General features: G+C 65.7%; 18 protein-coding genes. 3 read left to right on the top strand and 15 right to left on the bottom strand.

Going from position 1 to position 23145, the window contains the following annotated elements:
- Window positions 1–14 precede the first annotated feature (14 nt).
- From GWG67_RS35810 to GWG67_RS35785, 6 genes are all read right to left on the bottom strand, one after another.
- Window positions 15–932 carry an MBL fold metallo-hydrolase gene (locus tag GWG67_RS35810; RefSeq protein WP_275174398.1) on the bottom strand — a complete coding sequence of 306 codons (918 nt, stop codon included), beginning with the start codon at window positions 930–932 and terminating at the stop codon, window positions 15–17.
- Window positions 933–1025: 93 nt separating this feature from the next.
- A complete protein-coding gene (locus tag GWG67_RS35805; RefSeq protein WP_275174397.1) occupies window positions 1026–2231 on the bottom strand; it encodes an NAD(P)/FAD-dependent oxidoreductase in 1206 nt (401 codons plus the stop codon).
- Window positions 2232–2324: 93 nt separating this feature from the next.
- Window positions 2325–2615, bottom strand: a complete 291-nt coding sequence (locus GWG67_RS35800) for a hypothetical protein (protein WP_275174396.1) — start codon at window positions 2613–2615, stop codon at window positions 2325–2327.
- A 98-nt stretch (window positions 2616–2713) separates the two neighbouring features.
- Window positions 2714–3673, bottom strand: coding sequence for an AraC family transcriptional regulator (locus GWG67_RS35795; RefSeq protein WP_275174395.1), 960 nt, complete (start codon window positions 3671–3673; stop codon window positions 2714–2716).
- Between the two features lie 213 nt (window positions 3674–3886).
- Window positions 3887–6550, bottom strand: coding sequence for an EAL domain-containing protein (locus tag GWG67_RS35790; protein ID WP_275174394.1), 2664 nt, complete (start codon window positions 6548–6550; stop codon window positions 3887–3889).
- A gap of 104 nt (window positions 6551–6654) precedes the next feature.
- Window positions 6655–7356 (bottom strand): hypothetical protein, encoded by a 702-nt coding sequence (locus GWG67_RS35785; protein ID WP_275174393.1) that lies wholly within the window; start codon window positions 7354–7356, stop codon window positions 6655–6657.
- Window positions 7357–7536: 180 nt separating this feature from the next.
- Between GWG67_RS35785 and GWG67_RS35780 the strand changes: the two genes are divergently transcribed.
- Window positions 7537–8544, top strand: coding sequence for a LysM peptidoglycan-binding domain-containing protein (locus GWG67_RS35780; protein WP_275174392.1), 1008 nt, complete (start codon window positions 7537–7539; stop codon window positions 8542–8544).
- A gap of 94 nt (window positions 8545–8638) precedes the next feature.
- Complete coding sequence (locus GWG67_RS35775) at window positions 8639–9958, top strand: Spy/CpxP family protein refolding chaperone (RefSeq protein WP_275174391.1); 1320 nt, start codon at window positions 8639–8641, stop codon at window positions 9956–9958.
- Here the strand turns inward: GWG67_RS35775 and GWG67_RS35770 are convergent, their stop codons facing one another.
- From GWG67_RS35770 to GWG67_RS35760, 3 genes are all read right to left on the bottom strand, one after another.
- Window positions 9959–10786 carry a hypothetical protein gene (locus GWG67_RS35770; protein ID WP_275174390.1) on the bottom strand — a complete coding sequence of 276 codons (828 nt, stop codon included), beginning with the start codon at window positions 10784–10786 and terminating at the stop codon, window positions 9959–9961.
- Window positions 10787–11032: 246 nt separating this feature from the next.
- Window positions 11033–13483, bottom strand: a complete 2451-nt coding sequence (locus GWG67_RS35765) for an adenylate/guanylate cyclase domain-containing protein (RefSeq protein ID WP_275174389.1) — start codon at window positions 13481–13483, stop codon at window positions 11033–11035.
- Window positions 13484–13756: 273 nt separating this feature from the next.
- Window positions 13757–15850: an AsmA family protein gene (locus GWG67_RS35760; RefSeq protein ID WP_275174388.1), complete on the bottom strand. Its 2094-nt coding sequence runs from the start codon at window positions 15848–15850 to the stop codon at window positions 13757–13759.
- Window positions 15851–16085: 235 nt separating this feature from the next.
- Here GWG67_RS35760 and GWG67_RS35755 point away from each other — a divergent pair, with 235 nt between their 5' ends.
- Window positions 16086–16760, top strand: a complete 675-nt coding sequence (locus GWG67_RS35755; protein ID WP_007599026.1) for a Crp/Fnr family transcriptional regulator — start codon at window positions 16086–16088, stop codon at window positions 16758–16760.
- 8 nt (window positions 16761–16768) lie between these two features.
- On the opposite strand, the gene GWG67_RS39165 is transcribed toward GWG67_RS35755, so the two are convergent.
- The 6 genes from GWG67_RS39165 to GWG67_RS35730 all read right to left on the bottom strand — a co-directional run.
- Complete coding sequence (locus tag GWG67_RS39165; RefSeq protein WP_083843118.1) at window positions 16769–17005, bottom strand: DUF4926 domain-containing protein; 237 nt, start codon at window positions 17003–17005, stop codon at window positions 16769–16771.
- A 64-nt stretch (window positions 17006–17069) separates the two neighbouring features.
- Window positions 17070–17336 (bottom strand): DUF6883 domain-containing protein, encoded by a 267-nt coding sequence (locus tag GWG67_RS39160; RefSeq protein ID WP_369335509.1) that lies wholly within the window; start codon window positions 17334–17336, stop codon window positions 17070–17072.
- Window positions 17337–17365: 29 nt separating this feature from the next.
- Window positions 17366–20515, bottom strand: coding sequence for an efflux RND transporter permease subunit (locus GWG67_RS35745; protein WP_275174386.1), 3150 nt, complete (start codon window positions 20513–20515; stop codon window positions 17366–17368).
- Window positions 20515–21444, bottom strand: a complete 930-nt coding sequence (locus GWG67_RS35740; protein WP_275174385.1) for an efflux RND transporter periplasmic adaptor subunit — start codon at window positions 21442–21444, stop codon at window positions 20515–20517. Before GWG67_RS35740 ends, GWG67_RS35745 begins: the two co-directional genes overlap by 1 nt.
- A gap of 158 nt (window positions 21445–21602) precedes the next feature.
- Window positions 21603–22274 (bottom strand): OmpA family protein, encoded by a 672-nt coding sequence (locus tag GWG67_RS35735; protein WP_275174384.1) that lies wholly within the window; start codon window positions 22272–22274, stop codon window positions 21603–21605.
- A gap of 145 nt (window positions 22275–22419) precedes the next feature.
- Window positions 22420–23145, bottom strand: a 726-nt coding sequence (locus tag GWG67_RS35730; protein WP_275174383.1) for a tetratricopeptide repeat protein, incomplete at its 5' end; no start/stop codon positions are given.

Here is a 23145-nt window from a genome sequence, read left to right as displayed (position 1 = left end):
CACCCGGCAAGCGGTCAGTAGTCCCAGAACACCGGCACCCAACGAAAAGCGTCGCCGTCGGCTGCCACGCGGCCCACGGACGGGAACGGAAGGTGCGTCGCCACCAGCATCTCGCCGGTCTCGGCAAGCTGTCGCAACAGACGGATGCGAACGCGCGCGGCCTCCTCGGGGTCGTGCTCGAAACCGTTGTGCCAGTCGGGTTGTTCGAACCCGACGGCAAACACGGCATCGCCGGCGAATGTCAGCGCGTCGTCGCCGGCCGCCATGCGAACCACGCTGTGTCCGGGGGTGTGACCGCCGGTGCGACGGGCGATGACGCCAGGCGCAATCTCGTGCTCGTCATCGAACAGCCGCAGCTGACTGCCGTACTCCTTCAGGAACCGCTTGGCGGTCGATCGAAGCGCGTCCGGAAACCCTTCCGGCATGGCAGTGCGGGAGAAGTCAGGCTTTTCCCAGAACTTGACCTCGGCGGCCGCGACGTGGATCCGCAGGTCCTTGCGCAGCTGCTCCTTCACGCCGTCGACCAGCAGGCCGCCAATGTGGTCCATGTGCAGATGGGTCAGCACCAGATCGGTCACCGCCGAAAGATCGATGCCGGCCGCCGCCAGACGCCTGATCAACTGCCCGGCGCGCGGCAAGTTCAGGTTCGGGTCCGAGCCCAGTCCGGCGTCGATGAGGATGGTCTTGCCGCCGCTGCGAACCATGACGGCGTTCAGCGCCCAGTCGAAAGCATCCTGCGGCAGGAACATGTCGTGCAGCCAGGTCGCCCGCACCGCCGGGTCGGCGTTGTGCGCGAGCATCTTGGTCGGCAGCGGTAGCACGCCGTCGCTGACCACCAGCACGTCGATCTCGCCGATCTTCAGCGCGTAGCGCGACGGAACGAGCTCTTCGGGTCCCGACGACACGGGAAATGGGGTGTTGTGCAGATTCATGTTGGTCTTCCTGTTCGAGGGTTGAGGCTTCCGGCTGGTCTGTTGAACGTGCTGCGCCGCCGGGGGAGAGCGCGGCCGTGATCGCTTGGTGCGCTAAAGGCTCGTCACGCGCTCCGGATCGGCCGACGCGAGCGCCAGGGCGCGCTCCGCCTTCGGCGGATAGATCCAGACGGTGTTGATCTCACGCTTGGTCTTCTTGGCGACGTCGCCGACCAGTTCGACCTTGCGCTCCCAGCCGCGTGTGAACAGCGCGCCGGCTTCGCCGAGGTCGAGGCAGGTGACGTAGGCCTTCTGGTGGTAGGGCCTGGTCGGAACGCCGAGCAATTCGGCCGCGGCGTTGTTGCCGGCAAAGGCGCCCATCCGCGTGGCGTGCTGGCACGACATCAGTGCGTAATTGCCCTCGTCGTCGCAGGCGGCGCGTGCTGCGTCGCCGGCCGCGAAGACACCCTGAACGCCTGGCACCTGCAAGCAGCGATCGACCAGCAACCGTCCGAAATTGTCGCGCTCGGCGGGAATCTGCGTGGTCAGAGGCGCCGCACGAATGCCCGCCGCCCAGATCACGGTCTCGGTTTCAATGTGCTCACCGCTGGACAGGGTGACGCCGGCCGCGTCGAGCGCCGCGACACCGGCGCCGAGCCGTGTCTCCACGCCAACGTTGCGCAGGGCTTCCTCGATGACGGGGCGGGGGCCCGCGCCCATGTCGGGTGCGATCGCAGTGTTGCGCTCGACGATGACGACGCGAGTCCTGGCGTCGGTGCCCAGGATTTCGCGCAGCCGCGCCGGCATCTCGGTGGCCGCCTCGATCCCGGTGAAGCCACCGCCGGCGACGACGACCGTGTCGCGTCCGTTCACGGCGGGCCGCTTCGCGAGACCATGCAGATGCTTGTCGAGCGCAACGGCATCGTCGAGCGAATCGACGCTGAAGCCGTGCTCGGCGAGGCCCGGAATGTTCGGACGGAACACCCGGCTGCCGGTGGTCACGACGAGGCGGTCGTAGGACAGCGTCTTGCGCGGGCCCTTCGCGGGCGTGATCTGCACCGTTCTGGCCTCGGTGTTGATCGTCTCGGCGCTACCCTGGATGTAGTGGACGTCGATCGCCTCGAGGACGTCGAGCAGCGGGGCCGTCAGAGTTTCCGGCTTCGACTCGTAGAGTCGCGGACGGACCACCAGCGTCGGCTCCGGTGAGACGAGGGCGATCTGCAGATCCTGCGGCGAGGCGCCACGGATGTCGCGCAGCCGGGCTGCGGAAAGGGCGGCGTACATGCCGGCGAAGCCGGCCCCGATGATGACGAGTCGCATGGATTTTCTCCTTGGTTGCTGTTCGAAAGACCGCGCTGCTGCGCTGAGGGCAGCGTCCGGCGTCGGCGCGTGCGGTGGGTTGGATCGCTGGTCTTAGTGCGCGATGCAGCGAGCCGGCAGCGATCTCGGCGCCTGGCCGTAGCCTAAGACGACGGGCTGCAGCTCACTTCGACTCCAGTCCTGATAGGGAAGACCGGGGCCATTGCGGATCACGATGGAAACGGGCGGCTGTGCCGGGTGCATGGTGTAGGCCGGAATTTCCACTTCCTCGCCGGTCGCCGATGTGAAGCGAACGGCCAGCGAGAGTCCGTACAAGGTCGCGGTCGCAAGGCTTCGGCGGCGTGATGAGATCAACCGTCGGCTGACGAAGTTTTTCCAGGTCATCTCTGGTCTCCCTCGATTAGTCCGGACATGGCCATGATGTAGCCGACCCGATTTGCCGTTGCCCCAGCGCGATTGCCGTCGCTGTCGAGAGATTGCTGTTAACGCACGCGCCTGCGCCAATCGCTCGGCGTCTCGCCCGTCAGCTTCTTGAATGCCGCGGCGAAGGCGGTCTGCGAGGAGTAACCAAGCGCCGCGGCGACCGAGACGATCGATTCGTCGCTCTCCCGCAGCATGTTCATGGCTTGCTCGAGCCGGTGCTGGCGCAGCCAAGCATGCGGCGACAGCCCGGTACTCTCCTTGAAGGACCGGCAGAAATGAAAGCGCGACAGACCGGCATCGGATGCCAGCGCATCGAGCGAGACGTCCGCTTCGCCATCGGAGCGCAATCGTTCGATCGCACGGAGCAGGACCTTCGGCGCCAGCCCGCCCATGGTCGGCTGGAACGTGGTTGGCGCCCCCGCATGCGCAGCCAAAAGGCGCGTCGCCAGAAGATCCGTGAGCTGATGCCGGAACAGCGTATCAAGCACGCCATGGCCCGCCAGCGAATCCGCCGCGCTCAGGAGCAGTCGGGACGTGATCGTGTCGGGATGCGCCGTTCGCTCAATCAATTCGGCGGGCCCGGTGCTTCCGGCCTCGCCGGCGACGCGCTGCAGCGTTGCGTCGGGAAGGTAAAGCTGCACGACGTCGACGGGCTTCGGAATGTCCCATCGGGAGCTCGACCCTTCCGGAACGATGTTCACGACTCCCGGACGAAACGTGCCGATTGCGATCGATTTTCCCGACCGCCGCTCCATGCGTTGCATCACGCCTTTATGCGCCATGATCACGTGGTGGCGCATGGGCTCGACGACGTCGTGCAGCGGATCATGCTTCCAGTGCGCGATACCGGCACCGGAGGAGTCGAGCGCCATGCGCAACGGCTCGGTCCTGAGCACGCGCGCCATCTCCGCGTCGGCGGCGCGCCGCTCGCACCTCGAGCGGTCGTCAGGCTGTGCGTCGGGTGCGGGCGGCAAGCCCTTGTGCGAGGGATTGCGCATGAGTGCGGTGTTCCCGGTCATGGTGTGGCGCCTCCTGATCAGCTCGGGTTTCGATCAGTCGTCCATATTTGTACGGAACGGCGCGTGTTCTAGGCGCCGCGATTGCCGGGCGTATTTCCTGAAACCGCCATGCTTTGTCTGATCCTGCTCCAAGCCGGCCGGCGCTTTCGCGAACGCACGGTGAGCGGGCGGGGGAGGGAGATGTTTTATGCCAAAGCGTGCGGCGGTGCGCGGCTAAGCCGCCACTGCCTGTGCCAGCAACAGCTGCTTCAACTTCGCCGCCGGCACGGCCGGGCTGAACAACCAGCCCTGCATCTGGCTGCATCCGAGCTGGAGCAGCACTTCGCGCTGAGCTTCGGTCTCGACGCCTTCCGCGGTCGTCGCCATGTGACGGGCGGCGGCCATGTGCACCACCGCCTGTACGATTGGCGAGGAATCTTCGGACTGACCGATGTCGCTGATGAAGCTGCGGTCGATCTTGATCTTGTCGAACGGGAATCGATGCAAATAGCTCAGCGACGAATAGCCGGTGCCGAAATCGTCCAGCGCGATGCGCACGCCGAGCTCGCGCAGCTGCTGCAGGATCGTCAGCGCCTCCTGGTCGTCGCGGATCAGGACGGTCTCGGTGATCTCGAGCTCGAGTCGTCCGGGCGCGAGACCCGACTCGGCGAGCGCGGCGGCGACCTTCAGCGCCAGCGTCCGCGAGCGGAACTGCACCGGTGAGACGTTGACCGCGATCTGGATCTGGCCGGGCCAGGAGGCTGCCTCGAGGCAGGCCTGCCTCAGCACCCATTCGCCGATCTCGCCGATCAATCCGGTCTCTTCCGCGACCGGGATGAAGTCGGCGGGCGAGACCATGCCGCGCTCCGGATGGTGCCAGCGCAGCAGCGCTTCGCAGCCGGTGACGACATTGGCCGCGAGATCGACCAGCGGCTGGTAGTGCACCTCGAACTCGCCGCGGGGCAGCGCCTGCCGCAGATCGAACTCGAGCTGGCGGCGCAGCCGCGCCTTGGCGTCGTATTCGGGCGCGAACACGCGGAAGGTGCGGCGGCCCTCGGATTTCGCCGCATACATCGCGAGATCCGCGCGCTTGAGCAGATCGTCGAGATTGTCGCCGTGGTCGGGCGCGATCGCGATGCCGATGCTGGCACCGGTCGGGATTTCCTGGCCATTGTAGTTTACGGGCGCGCGCAGCGCCTTCAGGATCTGCTCGGCCAGCGCCGTCAGCTCGGCCTCATCGCGGGTGCCGGCCTTGACGATGGCGAATTCGTCGCCGCCCAACCGTGCCACCATGTCGTTGCCGCTGATGCAGGCGCGCAGGCGGTTCGCGACCTGGCGCAGCAGCTCGTCGCCGACCTCGTGTCCCAGCGAATCGTTGACGCCCTTGAACTCGTCGACGTCGATATAGAGGATCGCGAACGGCTTGCCCTGGGCAAGCTCCGCGACGCGCCGCTCCAGATGGCCGCGCATCAGCACGCGGTTGGGCAGGTCGGTCAGCGCGTCGTAATGCGCCATATGCGCGATGCGCTCGTCGGCGCGAATGCGCTCGGTGACGTCGTCATGGGTCGCGAGCCAGCCGCCGGCGGCACCGGGCTGGTTCTTGATCTCGATCAGGCGGCCATCGGAGGTCTCGACGATCGTGCTCTGCGTCTGCCCGGCATTGCCCAAAATGCCGTCGCAATAGGAATCGACGTCGCCGTGGAACGAGCCCGTGTCGTGGCGATGCTGGATCACGTCGCGGAAATACACGCCGGGCTTCACCACGTCGGCCGATAGTCCGTACATCTCGATGTAGCGCCGGTTGCAGACGATCAGCCGCTCATCCTGGTCGAACATCAGGAGGCCCTGCGTCATCGTGTTCATCGCGGTGTCGAGCTGCTGCTTCTCCACGGCGAGCCTGCGCGTCATCAGTCGGAAGATCAAATAGAGCGTCAGCACGAGCAGGCCGATCGACAGCACGGCGACGGTCACGAAGAATTTCGTTTGGGTGTGCCATGTCGCCAGCGTCGCATCCAGCGACTTGGTCGCGACCACCACCAGCGGCTCGCCGGTCAGGAGGCGAGCGGCGACGATGCGGTCCTTGCCGTCGATCGGGCTTGCGAGCTGGGTCGTGACGAAGGTGCGCTCGAACACCGCCATCTGCTCGCGCGTGCCGTTGCGGAAGTTCTGCCCGATCATCGCGTCGACGTGCGGAATGCGCGCGAGCAACTGGCCGTTCTGGTGGTGCATCGCGATCGAGGATTCCTCGCCGAGCCCGCTCGAGGCGAAGAAGGATTCGAGCTGGTCCGGCGTGATCGCGCGCGAGACCAGCCCAAGGAATTCGCCGTGGGGGCCGGAGACGCGGCGCGCGAACACGATCGCCGGTCCGCTGCCCAACCGTCCGGGCACCACCTCGACCTCTTCCTGCGAAGCCGGATCGTTCTTGAGGCGATTGAAATAGCCGCGGTCGGCGACCGAGACATCGGCGACCGGCCAGCGCCGCGACGAGTTGATCAGCACGCCCTTGGCGTCGAACACATTGGCGCCGGCAACGTCCGACCAGCCGCTGGCTTTGGCGCGCAGCACCTCGTGCACGGCGAGCGTGCCCATCTCGCTGCGGAAGACGTCGGCGGATTCGATGCCGTGGCTTTCGAGCTCGGCGATGATGCTCTTCTGCAGCACCGCGAAGTCTTCGAACTCGCGGTCGAAATGGCGGGCAAGCAACCGGACCGCGCTCTCCAGGCTGTCGCGGCCGCCTTCGATGGCATTCTGCCGGAAGCGGTCGACGGTGAGCGCGGTGCCGATCGCCATTGCGGCCATCAGCACGAAACCGCCTGCGATCAGCCATGTCAGTGGCGCGCCGCGCCAACGGCGCAGCGACGCGCGCATGCGCGCGCTCCACCGGATCGATGTGCCCATGCAGCCCTCCCGTGGGATGCAAGATGCAGCAAAACTGACAAGAGCCAGTTACCAGCGAGGGTTAGGAAAGCATGAATCGGAACGGAATCAGAGGGTTGGTTCCCTCAGCGTCGGATCTCCCATCTCAGCGCTTCTGCATTTGCCTTCGCGAACATCGCCGGCACGTCGAAGGTCCCGGTCTTGAGATCATAGCGGCAGCGCCAGTCGGCCAATCCCTTCACGGCGACGTTCTTCGGGTGCTTGTCCATTTCGCCTGACAGCGAGATCACGAGGTAACGGTTGTCGGGCCAGTGCACGCCGAGCCCGCGATAGGCCTCTTCGGTGCCTTTTACGAGATTGGCCGAGATGTGGTAGTCGAGCTTCATCTTCCTTGTGTCCGGCCGGCTGTGGAAATAGGCCCAGGCCAAATCGCTGAGCGAGGTCTTCGTCGCGCTGACGAAGGCGCCCTTCTCGACATGATAGAGATAGAGATCCTGCTCGCCGGAACCGGTCTTCTGCATCCGGAGCAGCCATTGCGAGTCGGGCGTGAAGCGGAATCTGGCCCCGTAGCCCTGCTCGGGCTTCAGCTCCGTCATCTGTTCACCACGCCTCGCCCAAACCTGCCATTTGACTTCGAAATCTCCGCCGTCCTTCATGTACTGCTCAATCCTGGTGGCGCCGTCGGGCGAGGTGAAGGCGAGATCGGCATTGTCGGTGAGCATGTACTCCGGCGGCGGGCTGGAAGCGGCGAGCCCCGGAGTTGCGGCCAGTGTGAGGGCAAGCACGACCCCAACAGGCCATTGTGCGGGACGGAAAAATGCGTTCACGGACAATTCCCAAGAAAATGCCGCGATGCGGCCTTGAGCATTTGACACCGGCGGGGGTGCGTCGGTTCATCCCCGTGCCGGCTCATCATCCTATCGACCGTCTTGCTGCCGTGGCCAAAACGGCGCAACTTGCCGGCTAGATTGATTTGCAAGGTTCTTCCTGATCAAGGTTCGTTTCCGATGGTGACCGCATCCAAGGCCTTCATTGCATTCTGTCTGCTCGCGGTGGGCGGTGCCGTGCTGGTGGTCGGCCCCAACGAGCTGCGTCGCCTGCTGCCGAACGGGGCGAAGACCGACAGCGTGGTCGCCGCCAAGCCGGAGGCCAAGGTCGAACCCAAGCCGGAACTCAAGCCGGAAGAGCCCAAGCTAGCCGCAAACGCGCCGCCGGCGCCGGCCGCGTCCCCCGCCCCTGAAACGAAGACGAGTGCGCTGGCCGAGACGCAAAAGCAGGTCACGGCCGCGCTTGCCGATCTCGCACCGGTCAAGCCGCCGGCGGCGGTTGCCGATACCGGGCCCCGTTTCGATGTCGCGCGCGTCGACGATCACGGCGAGGCGGCGGTGATCGCTGGCCGGGCGACGCCGGGCGCCAAGGTCGAGCTGTTGCGCGACGGCAAGCCGCTCGACACGGTGGTTGCGGATGCCTCGGGCCAATTCGTGATGATGCCGCCGCAGCTTCCTGCCGGTTCCTATGAGCTGACCCTGCGGGCGAAATCGCCTGACGGCACCGTCACGCAATCCGGCCGCAGCATGCCGGTGGTGATCGCCGAAGCCGCGCCGCCGCCCGCGCGGCCTGCACCGGTCGCGAGGCAAGAGACGAAGCAGGAGACCAAACAAGAGGCGAAGGCCGACAAGCCTGACGACAAGTCGGACGTCGTGGCATCGGTATCGGACAGGCCCGCGGCCCGGCCCCGAGTGATGGGCGCAGCGAAACCCAGGGTGATGGCGCGGGCTCCCGCGGCCACGACCGTTGCATCGGCCTCACCGGCGGAAATCGTCGGCGGTGCACCGGCGGAAGCAGGCGGCAGCCGGGTGATCTCCCGCGGCGACAGCCTGTGGGCGCTCAGCCGGCTCGCTTATGGCGACGGCGCCCGCTTTGCCGTGATCTACAACGCCAACCGCGCCAAGATCCACAATCCCAATCTGATCTATCCCGGCCAGACCTTCGTGGTGCCGCAGAAGACGGAGTGACACCGCATCGGCTCTGCCGGTGCGCGTTGCGACGCTTTGCCCTGTGCGCTTCCGGAACATTTGGTTCCCTCGCGCGTCGTTGTGATGCGACGCGATGCGCGCTTGGCGCCGGAGGAGGGCCAAGGTGGACAGGTCAGTGGTCAAGTCGAGATCACGCTTGGGGCTGGCGCTATCAGGCGCAACCCTCGTGATTCTGGCGGCGCTGTTGCCAGGTCGGGCCGAGGCGCAGTTCGGCTTCCGCGGCGGCCCGCTCGGTGTCGCGCGCTTTGCCGTCGGCCACATGATCGGCATGTCGCGCCTGCGCCATGCCCGGATGGCGGTGCGGGGCGGCCGATATCGCTCCGCAGCGTTGAGGTCGCAAGATCCTCGCGGTGTTGAACGAGGGCAGCCTGCCAATCCCTACGTCATGCGTGCCGCGATGACGGCGCAGGCCGCGCTGTCGGGCTGGCATGGCGGCCGCCGTCCGCAGGGCTGGTGGCGCCACCCCGACGGCAACTACGGCTGGGTAGGCCCGGTGTTCTGGCCGTTCGCGCATGACGATCTCACCACCGCAATCATCCTCGGCGATGCGACCAGCCTCTCGCTCTATGGCTATGGCGACATCTATGCCGCGATCTTCGCGCCCTATGCGGCCACCGAGCTTGCCGCCTACACCGCGCCGCACGGCCGGCGCGGACGGCGAGTCCCGACCGCGGAGACGGTCTGCGATGCCAGCGACACCGGGGGCCTGCCGGTCGATCGCATCGCCGCTGCCGTGCAGCCGAATGAATTGCAGCGCACAGCGCTCGACGAGCTCGCGACCGCATGGCTATCTGCGCGCGACACCATCCGCGCCGCCTGTCCAACGCAGGTCCCGGCGACGGCCATGGAGCGCCTCGGCCTGATGCGCGAGCGCATCGAGGCCATGATCAAGGCAACGGACGCGGTCGCGCCGTCGCTCGCAAAATTCGTCGATCTCCTCGACGACGACCAGAGGGCCAAGCTCGATGGCCTCGCCAAGGAGCGCCGCGCCGCGCTCGCAGCGATCCAGGAAAAGAATCCGCAGGCGGCATCGGCCTGCCAGGCGGATAGCGATCCCCGCTACGACGAGAAGCTGCAGCGCCAATACGAGCAGCTCATTCAGCAGCAATGGCCCGCGGCCGAGATCGCCTCAACGCTCAAGCTCGACGACACCGGCCGCGCCCGCCTCGACGTGCTCCAGGACACCACGCTGCGCACCATGGAAACGCTGAGCGCCTGTCCATCACAGGCAGCACCGACACCGCAGGCCCGTCTTTCCGCTGTGAAGGCGCGGCTCGAGACGATGCTGCAAGCCGTGAACGGCGTCAGCGACGCGCTCGACGATTTCGAGGCGGATCTGACCGACGAGCAGAAGGCTGGGTTTGAGGCGATGGGGTCGAAGCGCGGGGTGTAATCACCCGCAGGCCCAGTCGAACTTCATCTCCTTGAAGTCGAGCTGCGCGTTGCCACCGCCAAAATTGTAGCCGCCGAAATATTCCTCGAACTCGACGTAGAACGGGCTCATCTCCGGCAAGGCCTGGCATGGCCGCATGGTGCCGCCGAGATGGTTGTGGGCGTGGTCCTTGCCCCAATCGTGCAGGCGGAAATTGTCGCGGCTCGGCACGCCGCCGACATAATAATAGTACGGCTGATAGCCGCTCGGCGGGCTTTGGCGCGTGTGCTCGTCCTGCGGACCCTTGCCGGCATTGGGATCGCTCGCACGCGGCTGCAACGCGATCGCGAGGTTCTCGGCCAGATCGACGCGCGGAGGGCTGGCGAACATCTTCTTCGCGTAAGGCGCGGCGGTCTCGAAGAAGGCGCTGGCGCCGCCGACATCGAGCCAGCGCGGCCGCTCCGCCGTTGCAAGCGCGAGCGGCGCGGGCGGCGTCGCGAACGCGCCCTCATATTCGCTCTTGGTCAGCAGCAGCGCCGCATACTCGTAGTCAAGGACATCAGTCATGCGCGAGAGGCGCGGATGCGAAGGGCGCGTCTGCACCGCCTCGCGAATCTCGGGATCGTCAGGCGCCCCGCCGTCATTGTGATCGGGCGCCGTGGCAAAGAACGACACCGCGACGATGTCCTCGCCATGCACGCGATAATCGTCCGGCAGTTTCAAGGTGAAGCCGTGCATCAGCGGAAAACCGGTGACGGCATCGAGCGGCCATTGTTCGCTCGTGATGCCCGGCGGCAGACCGTAGACCCAGCCATGATCGCGTTCGCGATCGGCCGAACGATCCAGCATCTGCAAATCATACGCACGCGAAGGCAAGGCAAACGGCACAGGTCATCTCCATCCGAACGCCTCGATGCGGAGGCGATCGTTAGTCGCGAGGACGAGAGATGTGGTTCGTGGGGATGCTGCCATCCTGCCGGTGTTTTGCCCGACGAGTCAAACCGCTTCCGGCCATTTTCGGCACCCGCGTAACCCATTGATCTTGCAGCCCCCGGCTACTGTGCATGGGGTTGTTTTCGTACTTTTTTGTTTGGGCTACCCTCTTCGCCTTGCCGCCGCGGCGGCATCCACCACGTTCTCCACCTCCTCGCGCCACGACAGAATCTCCATCGCAAGCACGGGGTGGTTAAAACCCTTGAGCACGAGATCGTCGAGCGCGCGGGCTTCGACCCAGGGCTCGACCATGCCGTAGACGCGGCGGCTGACGACGACCTGGCCGGCCTTGGCTTCGTCGCAGAGGCGGGAGGAGAGATTGGTGACGCTGCCGATCGCGGCATATTCGAGCCGCTGCTCGAAGCCGATCTGGCCGAGCGTGGCGTAGCCCATGGCGACACCGACGCCGAAGCCGAGCGAATGGCCGCGGTTCTTCCACTTCTCGGTCAATTGGCCAATGACATCGCGCATCTCGACCGCCATCTTCACCGCGCGCTTGGTGTGGTCGGCGAATTGAATCGGCGCGTTGAACAGGATCATCACGCCGTCGCCGGCAAAGCGGTCGAGCGTGCCTTCATAGCGGTGGATCAGCTCGCCAAGCGCGGCGTGATATTCGCGCAGCACATTCATCGCCTCCTCCGGCTCGGTCGCCTCCGTGAACGAGGTGAAGCCGCGCAAATCGCAGAACACGACGGTGACCTCGCGGCGGTGGCTGTCGAGCAGCGCGTCGTGGCCGTCGGACGAGGCGATCAGCTGCGCGACCTGCGGCGCGAGGAAACGTTCGAGCCGCTTGATGCGGCCGATCTCGCCCAACTGTTTCTCGACCCGCTCTTCCAGCGAGCGGTTCCAGTTGCGCAGCTGCTCGGTCTGCTCCTGAAGCTTCGCGGCCTGCTGCTGCACGGTTTCGTGCGCAGCCGCGAGCTCGCGGCCCTTGTGGTCGACCTCGGTGAACAGCCGCGCATTGCGCATCGCCAGCACGGCCTGGTTGGCGAAGGTGCGCATCAGGCCGATGATGCTTGGGGCGAACTCGCCGCTGGCGCGGCGCAGCACCACCAGCGAGCCGAGCGTGCCCTGCTGGTCCACCAGCGGCACCACCAGCACCGAATGGAAGCCGGCATCGATCGCGACGTCGCGCAGCGGCTGCTCGGAGGCCTGGTCGAGATCGGCAATCACGATCGGCTCGCCGCTCCCGGCCGCATCGCTCAGGATATTCTCGCCTTCGTCGATGGTGACATGGGCGCCGTCGGCGGATTTGTCGATGCCGTTGGCCTCGACCAGATTGAACCGGCGCGCCTGCGCGTCATAGCCGTAGATCAGCACGGCGTCGGCATGGGTGATCTCGATCGCGCGCGCGGCGATCGTCGGCAGCACGGCGTTGAGATCGAGCGAGGCGGCGACCGCGCGGCCGACCTCCTCCAGCACCTTGAGCTCGTTGATCGACTGCGCGAGATCGCGGGTGCGCTCCTCGACCTTGGTCTCCAGGTCCGAATAGGTCTCCTGGATCTGGCCGGCCATGCGATTGAACTGGCCGGCGAGATCTTCCAGCTCGTCCGAGGTGTGCACCTCGATGCGATGGCTGAAATCGCCCTCGCCAAGCTTGTGCGCGCCGTCACGCAGCGCGGTGATCGGAATGATCATGCGGCGCGCCAGAAGCGTGCCGGCAAGGATCGCGACCAGCAGGCCCATGCCGATCAGCAGCGCGATGCGCACCAGCTGATCGCGGATCGGCATCAGGGCCTGTGTGGCCGGCTGCTCGAACATCACGCTCCAGCCGAGCTTCGGCACGGTGCTCGCCGCGCTCATCACCGCATGGCCGTTGAAGTCGGTGCCCGAACTGTCGGGTTCGTGGCCCGGTGCGACCGCGGCCGCAACCTGCGGCAGCTTCGAGAGGTCCTTGCCGATCTCGGGCCCTTTCGAGGACGTCGCCAGCACGCGGCCGCGCGGATCGACCACATAGGCGAAGGCCGCCTTGCCGACCTGGGTGTCGGAGAGGTACTCGGAGAGAAAGCTGAGATCGAGCTCGGCCACGGTGACGCCGGCGTTGAAGCCGGAATGCGCCACCGAGATCGACATGAACGGCGTTCGGTCGGAGAACCAGGCCGGCGCGTAGCTGACGCCGCGGGTGACGGTGTCGGTGAAGCGCATGTCGCGGGAGAGGTCGGCATTGCTGCCGGTCGTGGTCGACTGCCGCGAGACGCGGAGCACCTCGCGGCCGTCGCCGTTGAGCTGGAACAGCTGGTTGACGACCGAGACCTGGTGCAGCAGCTGGGCGTAGTCGGCGCGGCGCTTCTCGAGCGTGTCCTGGCTCGCCCGCGTCACCCAGCTGATCTGGCGCTCGAGCTCCGAGATCGACTGCTCGATCCGCCGCGCAGCAGCCTGCGCCTTGTCCTCGAGACCGTCGGTCAGCTGGGTCTTGGTGGCGCGGTAGGAGATCCAGGTCTCCATCGCGCCGTTGACGGCGAGCACGAACACGACGAGGCCGACGAGAGAGACGACGTATTTGGCGAACAGACCCTCGCGCAGAAACCGTGTCTTGTCGTTCGCTCCTGCCATCCCGATCCTCTCGCGCCGCCATCGGCGCCGGCGCTACGGGCCGTACGGACCCTGCGAGCCTTCTAGCACAATTTGGTCCAAGGGACTGTGAAGGGACTGGTCGGAGCCGCGTGACCGGCCGGTGTGGTTACCCGCTGTGGGCGCTGGGGCAGACGGAAGGATGGTGAATTGTCGGAGTCTCATCCGTTTGGGGGAAGCCGCGGCCGGGCCAGCCGAGGTAAGGGGATGGGCTTGGCAAGGGAGGGCTTGGAGTCCAGCGCTTTGGTCCTGCAATCATCGATTAAAGAGCTGCCGCAGCACGTCATTCATCGGCTGGCTGTCCTGCTGCGCCGCCGGCGGGTCCTCCAGGCCGGGGGACGCCGGCGAGGCTTGCGGCATCAGTGTGGATGGCGCTGCAGGCAGGCTGCGGCTGCGGCCGGTGGCAGTGCCGGCGCCGGTGCCGGAGGCGCTCCCAGTGGCGGTCCCAGTGCCGTTTGCGCCGCTGGAAAGTCCCTGCTGGATCAAATTGCCGAGCGCCTCGCCCAGGGGGCCGCCGAGCAAATTGTTCTGTGCCGGCTGCTGGGTCTGCGGATTGGCAGTGCCCCCCGCATTGCCGCCACCTGGCGCGGTGGTCCCTCCGAGACCAAGGCTGCCCAAAATATTGCCGAGGCCGGCCCCATCAGCGCCGAACAGCCCCTTGCCCATCTCGCGCAGCTTGGCATAGGCGGCGTCCGGATTGTCCAGCATGCCGGCCATGTCAGGATAGATCCGCGGCTGCGACCAGGTGCCCTGGATCATCACGGGAATGCCGAAGCCAACCGGCTCGGCGGCGCGGCCCTGGCCTTCGGTCGTCATCACCAGCTTCGGCTCGACGCGAAAGCCCATCATCTTGGTGTCGAGGGCGATCGTCCCGGCACCGGTCACGCGGACCAGCGGTCCGGTCAAGTTGAGATCGGTCGTCACCGCCTGGCCCTTGTCGATCCGGAACGAGGCCGAGAGCTGCGACAAATCCGTGCTCTGCTCCCGACTGTTGTCCTGGTTTGCCTGCCAGCCGGACAGCGTCCCCGAGGTCAGCGAGCGGATCATCTGTGCGACGTTGATGCCGCGAATGGCGCCGTCCTGGAGATTGACGAAGGCGGTGCCCTGCATGTTCGCCATCAGCGCGCGCTGGCTGGTGCCGGCGCTGCGCAGCGCGAGCTTGGCCTGCAGCTTGCCGTCGATCTGGTCGAATTCGGCAAGGCCCTGCAGCAGCGGCAGCGCGCGCACGCCGGCGAGGTCGGAATGCATGGCAAAGCTCGGCGCGCCGCTGGTCGCATCCAGGATCAATTCGCCCGAGACCTGGCCGCCATAGGCGCCGAGATTGGCGCTGCCGGCCTTCAGCACGCCGCCGGCGAGTTTTGCATCGACCGCCAGCGGCGCGAGGCGTGCATCGCCGATCACTGCCTCGTGCGCGGAGATCCTGATTTGCGCATCGACATAGTTGAGCCCGGACACGTCGATCGGCGCATCGCTCCAGGGCTGCCCGGACGCGCCTTCCGGCGATTTCGCCAGCGGAATCGCGAGCCGCTGGAAGTCGAGATCGACCTTGACCAGAGGCTTGCTCGCGATATCGATCGAGGCCCAGCCGTTGAACGCGCCATCGCCGAGCGTGCCGCTCACGCCGTTGATCATCACCACATCGCCGCTCAGCCGCATCTCGGCATGACCCGCGAGCCGGGACTTCAGCACGTCCGGCATGTCGATGGCGAAATCCACCGGAATAGTCGGCCGGTCGGCTGGCGGCGCCGGCGTGGTGGCCTTGATGTCGAACTTGGTCGGATGCTCGCCGACCCGTGCGGTGCCGGTGATGTTGATCTTGCGGTCGCGGCCGACGATCGCATCGGCATTGATGGCGCTGATGCGGTTCTCGACGCGATCCCGCACGCGTGCGAATGCGACCTCGCCATCGGTGACCTTGATGCGATCGATGGCGGCGCCATCGGTATCGAGCGCGATCGGCTTCGACGTGCCGCCGGCATTCGGCAGGCGCTCGCGCAGCAGTGGCTGGTAGAACACGGGATGGGTGACGACGAGTTCGCTGATCTTCGGGCGGCCCGACCAGACGCTCGAGAGCGACATGTCGGCCTGCACGCTGTCGATGGTCAGGCGCGTGATGCCGCTGCGGTCCTTGGGGTCGGCAAGCGTGAGGTCGTTCAGCGTCACGTTAAGCGTCGGCCACAGGCTCATTCGGGTCGTGCCGTCGATCGACAGGCGATAGCCGGTCGCGCTCTCGACCCGCGAGGCAATCGTCGAAGTCAGGAAGCCCGAGGGGAGCCCGACCACGAGCAGGAGTGCGATCACGATGACGACTGCGGCCACCGCCGCGCCGGCGAATTTTACGGCTCTCATGTCGACTTTCCAGCGGCGAACGATCGGCGTCGAATCCGGCACATGACCGTCATTTGCACCCGTCCTTTGCGCCTGAGTTTATCCCGGGACGGGAAGCGGCTCCAAGCACGTAAAAATAGTCTGGGGGTGCTGCAAAGTTATGTGACTTATGGCACACTTCCCCGGCGCGGTTTTACGCGATCCTGATGTCGATGGTTCCAAGCGATTTGCCAACCAAATTCACAAGGACATTGAAATGAGCAAGCAGGCCGAATTTGCGGTCATCCTCAAGATGAATGCGATGTTCGCCGATCTCGGTGCAGACGAGCTCCAGCGGCTGGCGAATCTCTGCCACACCCAGCATCTGGGGAACGGCGAGGTGCTATTCCAGAAGGGCGACGCGGGCGATGCGCTGTTCGGCGTGCGCCGAGGCCAGGTCCGCATCGAGACCGGCGCCTCAGACGGCAGCCGCCTGACCCTGAACTTCATGGGGCCCGGCGACCTGTTCGGGGAAGTTGCGGTGCTGGACGGCCAGAGCCGCACTGCGGACGCGACCGCGGGCGAAGCCAGCGAGCTGTTCGTGCTGCGGCGCGAAGACTTTCTTGCTTTCCTCGAACGCGAGCCGAAGGTCGGGATCAAGATCATCGCGCTGCTGTGCCAGCGCATCCGCTGGCAGAGCGAACGCATGGAAGAGTCCATGCTCCAGCCGCTGCCGGTTCGCCTCGCGCGGCGTCTCTGCGCGCTCGCCGCCGATTTCGGTTCGGAGGTGCACATCTCGCAGGAGCAACTCGGCGTCTTCGTCGGTGCCGCCCGCGAGAGCGTCAACCGCCAGCTTCAGGCCTGGCGCAAGGAAGCGATCCTCGATCTCCAGCGCGGCCGCATCCTGCTGCGAAACATGACCAAGCTGACGGCGATCGCGCGCAACGAGTAGGGACGCAACTAGGCTGCTTCCGGCACGTAGTGCAAAACAAGCAGCTCGGATCGGGGGCAAGGAGCGACAGCATATGGCCGCCCATCATCGTCGCTGAATTCGACGAGCACTGTCGTGCCGTCGAGTTCTTCGACAACCGTGCCGACGTTCCCCCGCGCCAACCGGTGGTCCGGAAGGTTTGCCAGCAACGCGACAACATCCAGTGCCCCTGGCGCTCGATCTTCGTTGTTGTTTACTGCGCTCATCATACAACCCAACAGGTGACGAAGGTTGGCCGGTCCTCGCCGGCTCGTACAATCCATGCGGTTCTTACCACGGCCTGCTTCTGATGTCGCCTGAGCAGGAATCCATGCGCCAATGGCTGCCCCAGCGATCTGTCGCAATCTGGACCGCGTCGCCTGTAGGTGCAGCTTCAAGCAGGGTGTCGCGAAGCCAAGAGGCATCTCCACGTCGAAGATCGAGCGCATCGCGGAAGACCCTTGCCTTATGCCGACCGCGTGGATGCGAGGGACTTAGGCAGTAGTCTTCGATCTTCCGAATCTCGATGGTGGCGTTCTTGCCATTCGGAATATGCATTTTTGTGCGCCCTACCGCTCGCCCGGAATTTACTCCGCCGCAGGGTGCACGATGCTTTTTGGCGCTGGTGCCGCTCCCGCCGGCGCCGCTTCATGATGACCGGCGTCCTCCGCATCTTCGCTGTGCACGACCAGCCGCTTGCCGAAGCGCCAGATCAGGGCGCCGAGATCGTCCATCACCATGAACATCGCGGGCACAAATACCAGCGACAGGATGGTCGAGAAGATCAGGCCGCCGATCACCGCGAGCGCCATCGGCGAGCGGAACTCGCCGCCCGCGCCGACCGCGAGCGCGCTTGGCATCATGCCCGCGGCCATCGCGATCGTGGTCATCACGATCGGGCGTGCGCGTTTCATGCCCGCGTCGATCATGGCTTCCTCGCGCGGTGTGCCCGCGTGAATGGACTCGATGGCGAATTCCACCAGCATGATCGCGTTCTTGGTGACGATGCCCATCAGCATCAGGATGCCGATCCACACCGGCGTCGTGAGCTGCTTGCCGGTGATCAGCAGAGCCGCGATCGCGCCGCCGATCGAGAGTGGCAGCGAGAACAGAATGGTGATCGGCTGCAGGAAGGTGCCGAACAGCAGCACCAGCACGGCGTAGACCATCATCAGGCCCGCCGTGATGGCGGTGGCAAAGCCTTCGGACAGTTCGTTCAAGCTTTCGGCGTCGCCGGAGGGGGAGACCTTCACGCCCTTCGGCCGGCTCTTCATGACCGGAAGGTCGTAGATCTTCTTGGTGGCGTCGCCGAGCGCGGCGGAGCCGACGAGATCGGCCGCGACGGTCGCCTGTCGCTCGCGATCGTAGCGGTTGATGCTGGTCGGACCCTGGTCGAGCTTGACGTCGGCGATCACGGAGAGCGGCACGCCGCCCTTCTCGCCGTGCTCGCCGAGCGGCACGCGCAACTGTTCGAGCGTCTTCAGATTGCCGCGCGCGGCATCCTCGAGCTGCACGCGGATCGGCACCAGACGGTCACCGACGTCGAACTTGGCGAGCGCGGGGCCGACGTCGCCGATGGTGGCGACACGGATGGTCTGCGACAGGCTTTCGGTCGACACGCCGAGCCGTGCGGCGAGATCGGCGCGCGGTTCGACGCGCAGCTCGGGCCGCTCCAGCGTGGTTTCCGAGATCACGTTGGAGATGGTGGGAATCCGCTTCATCTGCGTCGCGAGCTCGCTGGCGACGTTGTTGACGATGTTGGCGTCTGCGCCGGTCACGACCAGCGAGATGGCGCGCAGGCCGTTCTCGTCGAGGAACCAGAAGCGGATGTCCGGGATGTTCTCCAGCTCCTGGCTGATCGAGAATTCGAGCTCGCGCTGCGTGATGTCGCGGCTGTCCTTGGGCGTGTAGTTGATGATCAAAGCGGCGCGCCGGACTTCCTGGGTCCCCGGTGGAACGCGGCCGCCGTCGACGAAGATGCTCTTCACCTCGGGCCGCTTGCGCAGGCGCGCGACGATGTCTTCGGTGACTTTTTCGGTGTAGGCGAGCTGGGTGCCTGGCGGCAGCTCGAGGGCAACCAGCGAGCGCGAGCTGTCCTGCGCCGGCAGGAAGCCCTGCGGCAGCAGCGTGATGCTCCAGATCGAGGCGGCGAAGACGCCGAAGCCGACCAGCACCGTGATGAAATAGTGCTTCACCGACCAGGCCACGAGCCTGTGATAGGACCGCAGCACGCGGCCGGGCGGCGGCTCTTGATGATTGCTATGTTTGAGGAAGTAGGCCGCGAGCACCGGCGTGACGAAGCGCGCCGCGAGCAGCGAGAAGAACACCTGCACCGAGACGGTGATGCCGAACTGCTTGAAGAACTGTCCGGCGATGCCCGACATGAAGCTCGCGGGTGCGAAGATCGCGATGATTGTCAGCGAGATCGCGATCACCGCGAGGCCGATCTCGTCGGCGGCTTCCAGGGCGGCACGATAGGGCGACTTGCCCATGTTCATGTGCCTGACGATGTTCTCGATCTCGACGATGGCGTCGTCGACCAGAATACCAGTCGATAGCGTGATGGCGAGAAAGCTGACGAGGTTGAGCGAGAAGCCGAGCAGGTCCATCGCCCAGAACGCCGGGAAGATCGACAACGGCAGCGAGATCGCGGCGATGATGGTGGCGCGCAAGTCACGCAGGAACAGCAGCACGATGACGACGGCGAGGATGGCGCCTTCGAACAGGGTCGAGATCGCCGCGTGGTAATTGCCGTTGGTATATTCGACCGAGGTGTCAATCACCTTCAAATCGACGTCGGGGTAGGTCGCCTTGAGCGTGTCGATGCGCTTCTGCACGGCCTCGGCGACCTTCACGTCGCTGGCACCCTTGGAGCGCTTGATGCCGAGCGCGACGATCGGCTCGCCGTTGAAGCGGGCGAAGGTGCGGCGGTCTGCGATGGTGTCGGTCACTGTGCCGAGATCGTCGAGCCGGACCTCGCCGCCGCCGAACAGCGGAATCATGGTGCCGGCGAGGTCGCTCAGCGTCTTGGCGCCGGCGAGGGTGCGGATCGCCTGGTCGTTCTTGCCGATCTCGGCGCGGCCGCCGGCAACATCGACATTGGTGCCGCGCAGGCTCTGGCTGACGTTGACGGCCGTCAGCCCCATCGACTGCAGGCGGTCGGGATCGAGCGAAACCAGGATCTCGCGCTCGACACCGCCGATGCGCTCGACCTGGGCGACGCCGCGCACGCCCTGCAGCGCGCGCTTGACCACGTCGTCGACGAAATAGGAGAGCTGCTCCGGCGTCTTGCCGGGCGAGATCGCGGCGTAGGTGACGATCGGCAGGCCGATGACGTCGACGCGCTGGATCAGCGGTTCGGTGACGTTCTGCGGCAGGTTGGAGCGCACGCGCGTCACCGCGTCCTTGACGTCGTTGAGCGCGCGGTCGGTGTTGGTTTCCAGCGCGAACTGGATCGTCGTCACCGACAGGCCGTCGGTGATCTGCGAGGTGATGTGCCTGACGCCTTCGACACCGGAGACGGCGTCTTCAACCGTCTTGGTAACCTGGGATTCGAGCTCGGCGGGCGCCGCACCGAACTGCGATACCGCGACCGAGATCACGGGAATGTCGGCCGAGGGTAGCCGCGTCACCGCGAGCTTGGTGAAGGATACCCAGCCGAGGATCAGGAGGATGATGGAAAAAACCACCGACGGCAGCGGATTGCGAATCGACCATGCCGAGATATTGAGAGCCATCAGCGTACCCGCGTGCGATCGAGTTCATCAGCGAACATGGTCTTGATCTGGTCGCCGTCATGCAGCGAAGAGCCGGCGTCGGCCACGACGATTTCGCCGACGTTAAGGCCTTCCAGAATTTCCGTCGCGCTGTCCGACGACAGCCCGACCCGTACCTTGCGCGTCTCGACAATGTTGCCCTTGACGACCTGCACGGTGAGATGGTCGATCGCGGTCTTGGGAACCGCGACGCCGCAGCTTCGCTTGGCGTCGATCGAGGCGCGGGCGAACACGCCGACTTTCAGCGAGGGATTGTTGGTGACGCTGATGCGCACGCGGCCGAGCTGGGTGGCGCGATCGATTTCGGGGGCGACCAGCCTGACCCGCCCGATCAGATCGGGCGCGTCGTCGCGGCTGATGCGCACAGTCGCGCCGGAGCTGAGCTTGGCCATGTGCACCGCCGGGACCTGCGCGTCCAGCTCGATCTCGTTGTTGACGGCGATACGGAACATCGGGCCGGCCTGCGGCGAGGCCGGCGCGCCGACGATGGTGCGGACCTCGGTGATGAGGCCCGGCGCAGAGGCTTTCAGCGACACCGGACCTTGCGGGCCGGGCCGCTGCGGCTGGCCCGGGATCTGGGGCGGGGCGGTCAGGCGCGCCAGCTCCTGATTGTCGGTGACGAGAGTGCCCTCGGTGACGAAGAGGTCGGTGACCCTGGATCCCTCCTGGTCGGCGACGACCACCGCTTCGCGGCGCGGCACGAAGAAGCCGGTCACCCGGACCAGGTCGGAGAAGCAGGCATTGGTCGACTTGGTCACGATGACCAGCGCCTCGCCCGGCGTTTCCTTGGGCTCGGCGCGGTGCCGGTGCTCGAACAGATAATAGCCGACGCCGAGCGCGACGACGAAGACCACCGTGCCGGCTGGCTTGAGATATTGAGAGAGGTTCATCGCCGGATCGTCCTGGCCAGGCTCACGGCCATCCGCGCGCGGCCCATGGAGAGCGTTTCCCTGAAATAAAGCAGCGTCCCGCAAGGTTGCGGGACGCGCGCTGGAAGCGAGACTTTACACCACATCACGACTTGTCACTTCAAAGGATTACGTCGTGCTCACTTCGATGCGGTGGTCTTGTTTTCCATGTTGACGACCTGCACGCGACGATTGACCTCCGCCATCGGTTGGGCCGGGTCCTTCAGCTTGCTCTTGCCATAGCCGACGGTGACGAGGTCGGTCGCGGAGATGCTGTATTTGTCGACCAGGTAGCGCTTGATCGAATCCGCGCGGCGCTCCGACAGATCCTGGTTATAGCTCTCGCCGCCGGCGGCGTCAGTGTGACCGGCGACCACGAAGGTCGAGCCTTTCAGGTCGGGGCTGGTCAGCGCGCGGCCGAGCGCCTGGACCGAGGTAAGCGATTTAGCGCTGATATTGGCCGAGTTGTAGTCGAACGTGATTTCCAGATCGATGTTCGGCTTGTCCTTGGCCGCCGACGCGATTTCTTCACGCTCGGTCGACGACAGCGAGCGTGTCGAGCGGCCGCGCACGGACTGGATCAGCTTGGTCTCCGTCGCACTCGGTACGGGATCGGCCTGCGGAGCGATCGACAGACCCCGGGTCAGCGGCTTCTTCGGCGGCGGCGCCAGCGCGCGGACGATCTCGTCCTCGGTGACGTTCTTGCTGTTGCCGTCGTCGCCCGCGAATGCCAGCGGGATCGTCAGCGACAGCGCGGCGCCGACGGTGATGATGGACAGGATTGCGGTAAGTCCCTTTGCAGCCAATCTCATAGCCAGTCCCTCCTGCGCAGCCAGCTCGCGTAGTTCCAAAATCCCCGCAATAAGCCCCCCGAAAGGACGGCCTGCGGCATCCGTTCGATTAGTCTTCGCCGGGCCGTCGCGGGTTCGAGGCACATCGGCCCCAATTCAAAAAATATCAACGCACTCCGTAGCTTGCGAATTCCTGAACAATGTTCGGGTCCATCGCCTTGGCATTGGCGATGTCGAGCGCACCCTCTTGGGCCGAGCCGTTGCGCTGCTTGGCGATCCCGCGTCCGAACAGCGAGGAGGTCAGGCGCGGATTGATCCTCAGGGCTGCCTCGAAATCGGCGATGGCGTTCTTGACCGCCCCCGATTTCAGGTTGACGAGTCCCCGGCTGTCCAGCGCGTCGACGAAGTTCGGCCGTAGCCGCAGGGCCTCGTTGCAATCCTTCAGCGCGCCCTGAAGGTCACCGACCACCGTGCGGGTCCAGCAGCGATTGTTCAGAGCCTCGACGTCCTTCGGGTTGATCCGGAGCGTCTCGTCAAAATCCTTGATGGCCAGGCTGTAGGCGCCCTTGCTGGCATAGACCTGGCCGCGCCGGTAAAGCGCGTTCACGTCGTCCGGATTGGCCGCGATCTTGGCGGTCAGCCCCTTGATGGTGGGGTCCTCGGCCAGGACGGCCGCACTCGGTCCGCTCTCCATGCTCGGAGCGGTGACGGGATCGGCCGGTTTCACAGGCGGTGGCGGCGGCGGTACCGGCGGCAAGGCAGCCTCGACCTGCGGCTTCGGTGACGGAGCCGGTGCTGCCACTGCGTCGGCTGGTTTCGGCAGCACAGGTGGCGGTGGTGCGGGCGGAGCCGGCGGCGGGTTGTTGGCGACGACCGGCTCCGCCCGCACCAC

It is taken from the genome of Bradyrhizobium sp. CSS354 (genome assembly GCF_029051725.1).
GTDB lineage: Bacteria > Pseudomonadota > Alphaproteobacteria > Rhizobiales > Xanthobacteraceae > Bradyrhizobium.
Note: the sequence above shows the minus strand (reverse complement) of the source record. Positions and strands in the feature narration are given on the sequence as shown.